Here is a 14,934-nt window from a genome sequence, read left to right as displayed (position 1 = left end):
TAAAAAGTCCAGTTAATACATATTTTAAATATATAATTTGGTACTTTTATTACAAATTAATAATTCAAAGATATCTTTATACTATTTTAAATAAATTATCACCAATACATGCAAACCTTCTGTGCAAATCCTGCAGCAGTATTTCTTATCAAGCTTTCGGCAACCGTCAAACTATTAGCAATTGCACCCGTGGGTTAAGCCTCTCCTTGCCTATTTTATGCCATTGGAAAATGAGGGAACTATTTACTTGTATTGGAGAAGTTGATACGATTGGCGGTCTTTTAACAGGAACCATTGCAAAAACCGTACTGAATGTTCTGTTCGCCATTATTTATCTCGCAGTGCTCTTTTCCACTAGACCGAAACTTACCTTCATTATCCTTATTATTTTACCCTTGCAAATAGGATCTTTAGCATTGGTTTACCCTGTTTTACGCCAACAATTATGCCGTGCTTTCACTCTGCAAGCCACCCATTAATCGTGCCTTATAGAAAGTTTCACCAACCTTGAAGCTATCAAAGCACACATAAAAGAACCAACTCATACAATACGCATGCAAAAAACTTTATATTTATAGCCCACAGTCTTGATCAAAGCCTCACAGAGCCAGTAAATTTCATCTTTCAAATGAAGCTTTAAGCCATATTTTTTGTAACCTTTTCGACCATTTTTATTATCTTTTTTGAAGCTAAAGCAGTGCTGCAAAACCAGATTAAGCTACGGCAACTTATTGCCTTTCATCTTCTCGCGAGCAATCTTCTACTATCTTAAGCCTTGCGTCTTTATGGAAGTCAACACCTAAAAATTTCTCGTCTTCGTTTGAGTGATATTCTTACCCCCCTTCAGAATGGAAAAAGGAAAAGGCGTCCATTCAGCTTACTACAGCGCCCTATCATGAAGCAAAAGATATTTGTTTTTTTATGGAGAAATACCTATTATTTAACCATCTTGATATTTATTTACAACTTGGTAAGCCTATTACGTTTCTTAGTCCTTCAAGCTGTGGAAAATCAACTTTAGCCAAACTTCTCTGTGCTCTCTCCCCCCCATCAAATGAGCAGATATTGATTAACCATCAATCTTTACAGAATTTTGATATCCGTGGCGTGCACAAAACAATTATCGATTTTTCTCAAAGTCCTCGTCTTTATTTCCGGAACCATTCTTGAAAATTTGTATCTTGCCAAAACAGATACGACTGAGGATGAAATCAACGCTGCAATTCGTGCTAGCGCTTGTCATGATCTTATTGCTCAATTGCCTCAATGGCTTAATACCCAAGTGGGCGAGTAAAGTGACTTTTTCAGGTGGGTAACGTCAACGCTTAGCATTTAGCATTGGCTTGTTTTTTTCTGATAGAACCGCAGCTTTTTATTCTAAATGAACCCCACTTCCGCATTGGATGATACGATCAATACAAAAATTGTTGAACATTTATATAATTTTGCAAAATCGTATCGTTCTCGTCATTATCCACAAACGTGATCTTTTTTCTCAGCATGCAACCATATTAAATTTTACTGATTTGAAGGAAAAAAGGTATATAAGGTATCTCATTTGCGCTCTTTATCGCCAACCTTTTATATAGTAGTTTCTGTTTTGATTGCTTTATTCCTTTTTTATTGTAATTGATAGCTTTCTCAAAAAACAGAGATTGTTGCACGGAGGCAAGAAGCAGTTATACCCACCACCTTATGTCCAGCTGCTTCAAGCGCAAAATACAGGCCCTATTGAGAAAATTCTTGTAAAAGAAGAACAATTCCGTTCATCAAGGCGATCTCCTTATTCAATCAGATCTACGTAAAGTCTTAAATGAACGTGCACGAGTTCAAACAGATATTGCCCAGAAAACTCTTTAAGCGCAAATTTCCGCAGCCATTTTAGCAGCGTTGAGTGAAAGTGATCTCTTGGATAAGTATTTTGTAACAAAATGACTTGCTTATCTTGCAAATTTCTACCTCCAGCAGCAAGCAGTAGGGCAGGGATGGAAGGGAAAAAACTCATCAGTGCTATTCTTCAATCGCTACAAGATAAAGTAAAAACACTGAAAATCGCTACAAGATAAAGTAAAAACACTGAAAAACTCAGACTGATCGAGTCACATACAGCAGTGCTGTCCAATATGCGAAATTGGATAAATTACAAGATGACTAACAATTAAGCCAAGAAAAAGCTCAAAGTTTCCAAAAGTCTGATGGAAACAAAAATCATCAGCAATTCTCTTGATTTAAAACGTTTACATGACTTTAAAAATGTGGAACACGAAACTTTAACCAATCAAAAGCACTTGGAAAAAAATATCGCTGAAATAAAAGGCCTCCGTCAACAATGACACAAAACCCTCATTTCCGATGAGATCACCCATTATCGGCAACTTTCTCTTGAAACAGAACTCTCTTTTTAAGGCTTTATAAAACCATACTATAGCCAATATCGTCTTGAACACTTATCATTTTGTGCACCCATTGATAGATGATTTAAATATTCACACTTTAGGCGGCTTTGTAGAGACGGGTAAAACTTTAAAGCGTGTTTGTTCCTGGCACAGATAGCCTCATCGTGGAAGCGTTTTTTGATAACCGAGATATTGGCTTTTTAGAAAAAGGCCAACGTGTTTACATAAAATTTTCTGCCTTTCCACCTAAACGTTATAGCGTTCTCTACGGCACAATTAGTTAATGTAAGTATAACAGCCCGCCACGACCAAAAAATTAATGGTGCTTATGTTATTTTTAATTAAAATTGACTAAGATCATATCAATTTTAATCACAAAGAGCTTAAAAAATTTATCTCTGGCATGACCGTTACAGCTATCATTAAAAATAAAATGGCTTTGAATTTTTTATTTTTTTGAACCTATAACTAAAAGAAAGATAATCTGTATGAATGAAAACCTATTACCATCACTCATAAACCCAATAATGGCTTTGAGAACTATGGTCGTTTTAATGCTTGATACCCCTTCCACCGTCGCTGGAGAATCTGGAATATTGGACAAAACTTAGGTCTGTCCTTACAAACTGGGAAATACAAGCTTTATAAAAATGAGCATGGAGAATTTTGTGTCTTTAATACCTGGACTTTTTTAAATTCAAAAAATCATCAATTTATGCTTGAGTTATGCTTGAGAAAGGAAAATTTTTCTCCAATGCCAATTAGCAGACTGGAAAATATATGTGATTCATTGATTACGCACCGCACCCTATGGCCATGCTGCTCGTATTGTACGCGACATGCAACATCATGTCATGTATTTCCTGATCAGCATTATTGTGATGCTATACGATGCAATGAAGACGGAGGGATACAAAAAATTACTTTCTGGTGTTTCTATAGAACACAAAACCCTTCCGAATAGCTTTTGTAAACCAAGTGAGTATAAATCATTTAAGAACTCTCTCCGCACATCTTCCTCATAATAGATTTGCTTAGATTTAACTTTTTCCCGAGCTCATTTTAAAAACGATAGCGCAATCCACCAGAAAAATGAATTCCGCTAAAACCAGCTTTGGTAAGCTTATGCTGATACATCAGATCACCGTGCAGTGTAAACTTTGGAGACAACTGCGAATGAACACCCACTCCAGCTTCTAGGGAAGAGCCAAAGGCACTTAACTGAAAGGCATCTTTAAAATACACAGATCGTTTTCCTCTAAAGCTATGAGAAAGATGAATCTTGCCATAAAAAGAAACGATACGATCTTTTTCAGATGCTGCAAGCGTCTTAGTCAGACGCCCACCAATACGCATTCCCCATTGATCCAATTTTCCCATCTCAACATCAAATCCGTCAATATCGTGTGCTTTATGAAACTGAAGGTGTTGATAAATAAGCTGAATCTGTGGATCAAAAACAAAGGCTTTACCCCCTGTTGTAAAGGCTTTACCAACAGACAAAGAAACGTTCAGAGGATTTCCTTTTAATGTTGCTGTTTTATTCCGTGCAAAGGTAAGAACATCGCCTTTAAACAAACCATAGGTTAAAAGACTATCTACATAAAAACCAACGCTACTTTCCAAGTTACCATATGCTGTCACTGACCATTTATGAAATATGTTTTTTTGACTGTGTTCAACACCCTGAGGTCGCAAAGAAAGTTTTCCATAGGTTGTCAGAATCCCAAAAGATGTTGTAATGTGTGCTCTCTCAATTGTTTTGAGCAAAATATCTGCCTCTAGAGCATTATAATGAAGATGACCTCCATAACCATATTCAAGTAGAGAAAGATCTGAGACATAATGATAATTTCCGCCATAATCATAAACAGATAAAGTAGGAATTCTTTCGAATTTTAAAAGTTTACTGGAAACAGATCGCATAATTTTTAACTGCTTGTTTTTATTTTCGATATCCATCAATCCAGCGTGAAATAAAGCATTTGGTAAAAAAAGATAAGTTGGAACTTGTGGAACAACATCCCTCACCATTAGTTCAGAATCAGGTACTGTAGACACATTGGGAGTTAGCTGAACGTATTTACTTTCAAGGCGAAAATCCCAAAAATTTCCATTCCCTTTAACTAACCTTTGAGAAGTCTTTGCTTTTCCAAGAGAGGAACTTGGGCCATACGCATAGAGATAATATTGATAAGGCAAACCTTCCAACGCGATATAAGAACTACTCAGCTGAAAAGAATCTTCTGCTGCTTTTCCAGAAACTTGAATAAGTGAAATGCTTTCAGCATTTCCATTACCCACTGCCTCAGCCTGATTTCCTGCAATAAATTGCACATGAACTGTAGTTTTTCCAACTACATCACCATGAATCAAAAGACGGTCAGTCTTTTGATTATCAAGCGAACCATCTCCTTTGAGAAACGTATTAAGATAAAGATGTGCATTACCCTGCGCACTATAAACTTCTTCTTCTCCTTTTCCAATATAAAGTGTCTGATATTCCTGGAATGCTGGTGGAGAAAAAGCAATCATACTATCAGAAAGTTTTACAAATGAAATGGATGAAACTAAGTTCGAGACTTGCTGATTCATTTCTTTGCTTTTTGTCAAAACCCACTTTGATCCTCCTGTCAAATACAGCTCAGCAACAGAATCATCAGCAACACGTGTGCCCCCTGTAAGGGAAGAAGAATTTGCCAAAATTGCCACAGAAGACTCCTTCTCAGCTGTTAATAATAAATCACCTGAGATTTTGGTTCCTTCTGTTACGCCAATATAACTACTACCCCTATAACTATGAATAACCGCACCATCCGGAACATCAAAAGTTGTTCTTTTCAAAAAGATAAACCCTTGTTGGTATTCATTGTCTTCTTTGTCCATATCAAAGTGCATACCATGCTTAGTACCTGATACTGTAATTTTTGAATCTTCAATATTCACCCGCGAAATTAAAATACTCGCTTCCTGCCCCACACTTGATTGTGCATTAGCTTCTAATCCAATCCACAAAGCATGAACACCGGTAGCAACAATATTGGTGTTATTTAAAGAAAGAGAACTATGCTGGTTTACATTTAAAACTGCATAAGAAACGTCATCTTCTTTATTTGCATTTCCTTTATCTATCGCTTGCTGGCTTTTTGAAGTAATGGTAACATCGTTTAAAGTTGTACTCCCCCTTACCCTTACATAAAGAGCTGCTGCATCCGTAACATCAATTGATCCACCCTTCATTTTAATAACTGCATCAGCACCATTGAAAAGAGCTACCCCTTGGTTAAAGTCACGACTCTTCACCTTAATTTTTGTATTCGTTAAAAGAACAGATGTTCCTTGCTTGTCTGCATAAACACCTACCTGAGTAGCTTTGACCAATCCACGATTTACCTCAATCGTTCCACTTTCAGCTCTAAGACCTGTTGAGATATCCTTCAAAGTTGAATCGCTCAAAACAACTTTTCCCCCTTGCGAAGCAACTACACCATAAGTATTATCGGTAGCCCCCGCACCATCAACACCATTAATTTGTACACGATTTGCCTGGATAACTGTATTTGGCTGCTGTGCTACTATAATAGTAGACGATATAAGAGAAGCCTCACTTCCATTCTTTTCTTCAGTCGATTTAACGAACTGATATACTTTATCACTAATCGTATGACTTGCACCATCACTGCATCTATAAGGTAATTTTCCTTCGCCACACGAAAGTGATACGAATGAATGAGAACGTGCCTCAACATCTATACCTGACAAAAAAGAAAAAATAGCTGCTGTGAAAACGCACGAATATAAGCGATTTTTAGAAAATCTGACCATCATTCTTCTTCAAACTTTCTTTTTCTCAGCAAAAACAAAATATGAATTAAAAGTACAATAAGTATAAAACAAATGATAATCATTTACTACTTATCTAACTAACTGAAGTGCGTATAATTCGTTTTATATTTTATGTAAAGCGAAATTGAAAAATAAAAACCACAATTTACATCTACAATCACTTATAGCACTGTGTTCTAAAACACCGTTGAAATCATAACGAAAAACACTAAAAACAGCCTAATAATCTTTTATTTATTAAAAGAAAATGCTATTAATAGAAATTTTGAAGAGAATTAAATATTAAAATTAACCGCGTTTTCAATAAATGCAAAAAGAAAATAAAATTAGGAAAATATTCAAAGGAAAATATATAAATTGCTTTTATATAAAACTACTCAAAAAAGGTAAAATGTACGAAAAATGTGGAGGTTTTCTTCTTTATGATTTCCACACCATCTCCCCACATCATATTTATAGTGAAATCCAGATTAAACCATGCAAGCATGAATGAATATTCTAGCATTGATGCTTAAGCTTTTGATTTTTTTGATCGGCATCATAAGGAGTTAGCATGCTACATTCTAATAACGCTTTTCCTATCTCAGTAAAATCTGCACCTGATTTCTTCCACATACTCATTACTCCTGGAACAGATTTACCTAAGTTACATCCAGACACACCTAACAAAAGGTAAGCTAATTAACAATTTTAAAATTTGTTTCATCTTGTTTGCCCTGAAGGAATTTGTACGCGATAAGATGGTCCGTACATATCATGGCATTGTGGACTCCCACTCCCAAGACAAGCATGGACACTAGGATAACCATTTATTATTTTGAGTGTCTCTATCGATTCATTACTGCCAGCAGGTATCTTCTCATAGGTATAAGGATTTTTTCCAATCACTGTACCCACAAAGTCATATTGATGATTTTCAAAGCCAACACTAGTTTGCTTACCATCACTCAGTTTATCTAACATATTTGCTATAGATTGCGCATTAAAGGCTGGTGCATAAAGATTGATACTTGTATTGCCTGCTAACCCGTGAACGCCTTGTTTTTCTAGTGCGCTCAGCGCATTGCCCAATGTCATACCACCACGACTATGTCCGTAAAGTTGCAACCCTGTATTACCATTGCTCTTCAACAAATCTTGTGCTTCTTTTGTTGAATTAGTCAAACCCCAAAAGTTATTTTCTAGAAATTTCTGATACCCAGCAATCATAAGTTCTGAAATGGTAGAGTTGGCTTGTGGGAAGACGACAAAATAAAGTGGTTCATTTTTATTATCAGCATGTTGTACTGCATAACCAGCCGCTGCCTCTGGTGAGTTAAAGATGCCATTGAAAAAAACATGTACCTTGCCATCAGAACCTGCTTGTAAGTGCTCCTTCTCCTCAGCCGTTAAATAATGAGATTTAGGAATTTTTTGTCCATGACTGTTTTTTATAGGATTTCCATTTTTATCTTTGAGATAGATAATATTGCCATCTTTATCACGTTCCACTACAGCGATGGGGTGTTCTTTGATAAACATAGTTTTATAAGCTTCATCACTATACTTAAACCCTTCTTCCAGCAATTGTGTTACCATTTCACGGTTTTCATGGACGATACGTTCCAATTTTTTTACATCTATTTGTGATACAGCATGATGGGCTGTGGCAATATCACGGTTAAGGGAGACGATTGCTTGTTCTGCTTCTTGTCTTGTCAATGCCTTTTGCCCAATCTCATCTGTCAGGATGATCGTGCCATCGCTGATAGCGGACTTTGTTTGCCCTTCCACTGAATCATGCTCTTTTGCATGATCCAAAGCATTTTTGGCAATGTTTTTCGCAATACCGTATTTACCTTGATACATCGGGCCACCCGTAGCAAGGCTTAAACCTTTGCTGCTGGCTTGAGCTTTAGCACTGTTAGCAATATCACTCATGGTGATGGTTCCTGTTATCAGGCTGTTTTTCTCTGCCAAAGCACTACTTTCAATGATGCTATCGGTCAGCGTTGTTTTGTCTTTAACAATGATTTCAAAGCCTTTCTTACCGGCTTTGATGCCTGATTGTTCCACAACACTGTGATACTCACTAGAGAATTTATCCTTGTTCAAGGACATATTAGTTGTAGCTGCATCAGTCTTTTTTTTACCGTTATAACCGATAGAAAGGGATTGCTGCTTGCTAGAAGTTTGTCCCCTATCACTGCGGCTCATGATGGTGAAATCACTGCCTACATCCATTTTGGCATGTTTGCTAGACACCACGGCACCTTCTAGTGCGGTGTTTGCCCCACTGCTGATCTGAACAGTGTCCGTACTTACAACATGGCTGTTCTTCTGCTGTACCTCCTCACTGGAGTCTTTTCCTTTCCCAACAGAAGCATTTCCTATCCATCCTGAATCATTGGAACTAAAGTTGTAATTAATATTCACCAAACTATTTTGCGAATTGTTTTGTGTTGCTTTTGTATTTTGCGCACTTTCAAGCTTGATATTTTGACCCGCTTTTAAGGTGATATTCTGTCTCTGTTCATTATTATCAACCTGATAAACTGGATTACTGCCAGCGATGATATCGGCTCCAATACCATAGATGCTTCCTTTCTGCGCTTGTATGTTCACAGCACGCCCTGCCTCTATTGTATCTGTTACTGCGGTGGATATGTGAGAAGATGCCGCTGTTTTCTCAGACTTAAAGCCGACTGTAATGCTAGTGGAAACATCGGCACCCTGAAGAAGGGCATCTTTTGTTACTTCGCCCTTTATCCCATTGTAAGGATCTTTGCCTTTGTTATAGAGATCATAAGCTTTCTTTCCAGCAATGCTGCTGTTAATTTCATGTTTTTCATCCTCATTTGTGAAGCATTTTGTTGCATCACTCACATCCTTTACCGTGCCAACACTGACAGAAGTTTTAATATTTGTAAAAGATTTTTCATGCACTTCATTCGCATTGGAGCCATCATGACTTTTTAAGAGTTTTACATCATGACCAGCATGAATGTTCACATCACGCTCTGCTAAAATATCTGCTGCTTGCACACACACATCATGATTAGCACCAACCTGCACATCCCTTCTTCCCATGAGATAGGACTGAACCGTGGAATTTTCTCCTTGTTTCTCATTGTCTTTTGCATAAACAATACCCAAAGCAGAGTCATTGTGTTTTTTAGTTAATTGAATGGCAAAACCGAAACGTTTTTCTTGAGAATTCGACGAATGATTATTAAGGCCATCCTTAACATTGACATTATGGGCAGCTGAAAGACGTAGTTCTTCACGTGCTGTAAGGTCAGAGCCTACTACACGCACATTGGATTTTTCGGCAGCGATTTTTATATTACCACCAGCATTCAGAGAAGATCCTTTATACTCAACTATTTCATCGTTTTTTGTTTTGGATTCTTTTCCTCCGATAAATATGAAATTAGTAGTTGAACCTACACCAAAACCAGACTCATGCTCTTGTGAATGACTGTTATGATGTTCGTTCATACCATCAATAGAAACACTCTCTCCCGTCACACTCATACCTTTTCCAGTAAATAGTTGAGAGCCTGAAATCACTGTATTACCTTTTGACTCAATTACAATATTACCCTCTGCCTCAAAGGTGGACGAGACAGGTGTTTTATGCACCTCAGATTTATGTGAGCGTTTTTTATTTAAAAATGCTTTTTTTATCCACTCTTTTTGTTGATTAAACTTCTCTTCGGCTCCTTTTATGATAATATTGTCACCAGATTTAAGGAAAATATTTGCTTTTACTTGATCTTGTGTTTCATCTGCCATATTGGCAATGAGGATTGATTGAACAATTTGTGTATCTTTTCCAGATTCAATGGTAACCCCTTCACCTCCGAATATGTTTGAACCCATAACTTCGCTAACTTCAACATTGTTATGAACTGATTTATCACTACCAAAAAATCCACCCTTTGTGTGATCTGATATCTTAAGCCGTAAACTATTTTCGGTATTGGTGATTAAGATATCGTTGCTGGCTTGCATCCACACCTTGCCATCAGCAGTAACAGAGCTACCAAATATGCTAAGGTCATGCGGTTTTCCCTCCTGTCCTGCAACAGCAATGAAATCCCCTTTGCCCTTAATAGATGCCCCAACAAAAGCTGATACATGCCTATCGATTTGAGTGCCTTTACTCTGCAAATGGTATTCCACTTTATCAGCTTTTGCTATTATATTTATTGCCCCTTGTCCACCAAAAGACACATTGCCCTTCGCTTCTAAATTGGAAGAAGAAACGCCAATATCTTGACCTGCTGTGACAACGATGTCTTTTCCAGCACTTAAATGAGAGCATTTATGCAATACGAATCGTGATGTTTGATCATGAGTATAATGATTAATGCTATTGTGCGTGGCATCTATCGAAACATTTTTCTCTGTTTTTAAATAAAGAGTATCATGAGCTTGGACACGAGAGCCTGCAACACTCAAATCTTTAGCCGCTAAAAACGTTACAGAACCACCAGAGTGTACTTCCGATTGATGCTGTATGACAAAAATATTTTGTCCTATATGGTTTGTGTTAGCAGCAGATACTATAGACAAAATTCCCTCTAGTGCTGACAGTACCAATGCTCTTCTTGTTGTAATCCGCACCCCTGACACTGTTACATCTTGTTTTGCAATGGCAACAACATTGCCTCCAACAGAAAGCGCATCGGTGTTTAACACTGTCTCTACACCTTCAACACTCGTCCGTCCTGATTCAAAACAAATATTGCTATCCGCAAGCAAAACAGCATCACCAGCAGCAACGAAATGCCCCCCTTGACCTAGAATTTTACTGCTCTTCATTTGCAAGTGATGTGCAGCCTTTATCTGCCCTGAATTGGTGATATTTTTACTGGTGATATTGACATCCTCTCCCATGATCCAAGCACCAGCAGAAATAAAGGAGGCTCTGTCTTTTTCGGGGATGTAAAGCACGGGAGCATAAACATCCATGCCTTTTACGCTTTGGCGTACATAAATCACCATGGGAGTTTCTAAACCAACCAATTTTTGTTCGCTCAAAGCCTCTCCAAAGGAGAGATTGTTGGCTTTTACATATTCTGCTCCTCTGTCAAGCAGAGTTTTCATTTGTTCAATGACATCCTTGCCAGGAATCAACATCCCTTTGCCTAAACCTTGACCCACAAGATCACGCAATTGGTTTTCAACCAATTGCTTTTCGAAATAAGCATCGCCTAAGAAAAAAATCTCCTTGTCTGGATTGTAACCAATTCTATTCAAGAAATAGGCTGAGCCATAAAATTTGTCGACATCAAGGAATTTCGCCCGAGTTTTATAAAGGAAATTTTGTTTTGGCAAAGTGCCACCAACATTATCCAATTGAGGTTTTGGCAAAGGCAAAGCGCTCCCCTCAGCAAATCCTCCTGCACCATTGATATCAAATTTCTGGCTAAACAAAGCCTCCACCCCGGTCAAACCATTCAGTATATCCAGTGGATTACCTCCAACCGCTTTTGCTCCAAAATGGGCTCCCCCTGTAATGGAACCTTCTGCTGCCGTATTATCGAGTGTCTCAACCATAAGATTCAAAGTGCCGTCCGCTTGAATAAAACCAGAAACTGTATCAAGAACTTGTGAACTGATATGGCGAAAGGTATCATTTGTGAGATCTAAAGCAATATTGCGGCTGCCATCAACGTTATAAGCATAACAATTATCCGTACCTGCCTTACAGCCTAGATAGATGTTTTTATAAACTGTTTTACCCAAATTGGTCAGTACATCAGCATGAATATCAGCATTTCTCCCAGCTTCTATAATGCTATAATGATTCTCAATGTTATCAGCGTGAATGATAAGATCATCCGTAGACTGAATCATTCCCTGAACCACAGGTTTATACGAAAACGCCTGCGTGACAGTTTTCTCTGTCATATAAGACCGATCATTCCATATATACGTTTGTGTGCGATCTTTGCCATTTTCAGCTGCGATTTGCCACGTAAATGCTTTGTAGACTATTCCACTATTCAAGGTTACCTTGCCATAGGTTTTTTCTTTGCTATCCCAAAACTCTTTTTCCAAAATAAATTCTCTGTGCTCAAGAAAAGGGGTATCAATGTACCCTTTGCTCCAGCGATCGGATGTTATTTTGTTTAATAAACCATTATTGTTGAGTGAATCGTAATTGTCCGGTTTTTTGAATGCGATGGCGACTTCTTCAGTTTTATCCGTTATTACCGGCGTTCTATCAGCTTGGTTTTTTAGAGTTTTTGTTTGGATGCTTAAGTTTCCACCTACCTGAATCAAACCTGCTTTGTTGATAAGAGAAAGGCTCTTTCCTGTGCCATCAACATTGGTGAAAGATAAATCACGCTCTGCCACAATAGCACCAAAATCATTCAACAAAATCCCATCAACTTTGAGAGCGCCATTGCCCCTCACATAGATTAAGCCCGTTCTGCTATTGGTCACATCACCTGTTACGCTAAAAGATAAATCTCGTCCCGCGGCCAATTGACCGTTATTCTTAAACTTCCCTGTTTTTATAGTAAAATCTCGTGCTGCTAAAACCGACGTTGCCTCATCAACCATAACGTCTGGAGCTATAAAAACAATATCTCCACTCCCGGCCTCATCTGTTACTGCTTGCAGTCGTGCATGATGAATCTTAAGAGCCTCTGTACTGTTAAAATCTAAACCGCCATAAATCAATTCGCTCCCCGAGACATCAATATAATCCCCTTTTAAAAATAGCGTTTGAGGCGTGTGAATACGAGAACGATTCTTGCTTAAATCAAGTGTTTTTGCTGTCAATCTCACATCCCCCATGACAAACAGCATATTCTTAATACTGATCCTTCCAGACCCCGATGTCAGCGTTGCTGTGCCATAGCCGATAATTTGATCATAATAAATGTCATTGCCGGCAAAAAGTGCAATATTTTCACCACTGACAATCTGACCAACCTCGACTCCTTTTTCTGCCGTAATCGAAAGCGAGCCCTTCTCATGCAAAATAAGTTTGCCAGAAACACTCGATTGGGAAAAGTCTCCCCCTATAAGGAGTGTTCTAGCCTCAAGGCTGCCTACCTTCAAAACAGCATCACCACCCGTCATCAGAGAAGAAAAATCAATCGCCCCACCACGAATGTCTGCGTTACCATAGGCAATAAGTTGACCAAAATGAACAGCAACATTGGATTTTGCATGGATTGCGATATCGTGATGCGATATCAGTGTTTGAGAAATAGAAAGCCCACCATTAGCAACCAATGTAACATCACCAGCTCCATAAATGTTTTCTGCATTAATAGTACCTTCTGCACTTTGGAGATCAACACCTCCTTTTTTGCCAAAAACAAGGCTAGCAGCAGCTTTTGTAGCTGCCATATCAACCCCACCAGCTAAAAAGTGCGCCCTGATATCACCACCCACACGCGCTTTGAGAATCCCCCCAGCTAAAACATAACCACCAATGGTCAAATCACCAGCTGTCTCATACACCATGTCAGCACCAGCACCAAGCTGCGAGACTTTGATAGCACGGCCCGAAGACAGCTTCATATTGCCTATAGAGGTTGCTTTTTCTGCCATCGATAAAACTCCACTCTGCGCATCTAAGGATAAATGACCATCAGTACCAACCGTCTCTAATGTGACATCCTTGTGCGCCGCAATCTCAATGTACTTTTTCGATGTGATCTGTTTTGCCAACACACTCTGTTTCTTTGATTGAAGAACAACACCTCCATGACCAAAAACATTCTGCAACGAGATTTTTCCATCCGCAGAAATGTGCAATTGCCCCGCATTGGCCGCCATATCATGACGCATACGAACCCCAACACCTTTTTCTGTTGCTACAATTTTAATACGATCCGCCTGTAGGGCACCAAAAGCAGAACCATCTATCGCATATTCCGGTTTGCCAGTAATATCGGTAAGTGCCTTCATTTGGCGAGAAGCATAATCAAAATTTCCCGTACCAGCCGCAACTCCAATTTCCTTGCCGGCAACAGCACCTCCAAAATGCACCGTCCGAGAAACAATATCGACAACATCAACCGCCCTCTTGCCTGAAAAAAAATTCGCACCTCTTACACCAAAAGTGATATCTCCACCTCTCACCACAAAACCTTTCAAAAAGCCAGAAACATCAATTTCTGGAATACCTGTGGTTAATATAGCATGGGACGTATTGATAAACCCACAGCCATCACAGGTTATGCCATTGGGATTGGCTATAATCACATCGGCTTGTTTCCCAAAAACTTCCCCTGAGCCATTCAGCGCACTACGTTTTCCGTTTGTCACTTCATTTAAAATAACTTTTGCCGAACCAGAAACACGTAAATGCGGATTGCCTGGCATAATACCCCCCAATTGCGATTGTCCTAATTCCTGAGCATGATTGTTCCAAATAACACCAGAATGACTAATATTGAAATCGTAATATTTATTGTGCGATAAACCACTGCTGTTTGGTGTGACAATATCAATTGAGGGGACTCCATTAGGCGCTGCACCAAGATCAGGACGATTGGCGGCACTAACATGAGGATCAACAGCAATTTGCGCTTGAAGTATTGAAGGCTGGAACAGAAAAGAAAAACCAAGCCCGCCTAGCAAAACCTTCTTAAGCATCGTACTGGAGACTAAAATACCTAAGCAAGTTGCTCTCTTCTTTTTATAATCATATGACATACTTTAATTCCCCATCGCT

Annotated in this window: 7 protein-coding genes; 5 read left to right on the top strand and 2 right to left on the bottom strand. The window is 38.6% G+C overall.

What is annotated here, in order from left to right; translation table 11 throughout:
• The first annotated feature begins 230 nt into the window (after nt 1–230).
• The 5 genes from O9A_RS08335 to O9A_RS08555 all read left to right on the top strand — a co-directional run bounded on the left by O9A_RS08335 (nt 231) and on the right by O9A_RS08555 (nt 3,007).
• A complete protein-coding gene (locus O9A_RS08335) occupies nt 231–479 on the top strand; it encodes a 6TM ABC transporter family protein (protein WP_034459140.1) in 249 nt (82 codons plus the stop codon).
• Nucleotides 480–921: 442 nt separating this feature from the next.
• Entirely contained in the window at nt 922–1,170 is a 249-nt protein-coding gene (locus O9A_RS08330; RefSeq protein WP_245262471.1) for an ATP-binding cassette domain-containing protein, read from the top strand.
• Nucleotides 1,103–1,294 carry a hypothetical protein gene (locus O9A_RS08325; RefSeq protein ID WP_245262496.1) on the top strand — a complete coding sequence of 64 codons (192 nt, stop codon included), beginning with the start codon at nt 1,103–1,105 and terminating at the stop codon, nt 1,292–1,294. The genes O9A_RS08330 and O9A_RS08325 overlap by 68 nt, the downstream gene beginning before the upstream one ends.
• Before the next feature lie 1,236 nt (nt 1,295–2,530).
• Nucleotides 2,531–2,680 (top strand): beta-barrel domain-containing protein, encoded by a 150-nt coding sequence (locus tag O9A_RS08320; RefSeq protein WP_246797547.1) that lies wholly within the window; start codon nt 2,531–2,533, stop codon nt 2,678–2,680.
• A gap of 204 nt (nt 2,681–2,884) precedes the next feature.
• On the top strand, nt 2,885–3,007 hold the full coding sequence (locus tag O9A_RS08555; protein WP_280949005.1) for a hypothetical protein: 123 nt from the start codon (nt 2,885–2,887) through the stop codon (nt 3,005–3,007).
• A 451-nt stretch (nt 3,008–3,458) separates the two neighbouring features.
• Here the strand turns inward: O9A_RS08555 and O9A_RS04295 are convergent, their stop codons facing one another.
• A complete protein-coding gene (locus O9A_RS04295) occupies nt 3,459–6,221 on the bottom strand; it encodes an autotransporter outer membrane beta-barrel domain-containing protein (protein WP_195890929.1) in 2,763 nt (920 codons plus the stop codon).
• A gap of 723 nt (nt 6,222–6,944) precedes the next feature.
• On the bottom strand, nt 6,945–14,915 hold the full coding sequence (locus O9A_RS04285) for a hemagglutinin repeat-containing protein (protein WP_034459135.1): 7,971 nt from the start codon (nt 14,913–14,915) through the stop codon (nt 6,945–6,947).
• Nucleotides 14,916–14,934 lie beyond the last annotated feature (19 nt).

It is taken from the genome of Bartonella koehlerae C-29 (genome assembly GCF_000706625.1).
Lineage (GTDB): Bacteria > Pseudomonadota > Alphaproteobacteria > Rhizobiales > Rhizobiaceae > Bartonella > Bartonella koehlerae.
This window is presented reverse-complemented; position numbering and strand designations above follow the sequence as displayed.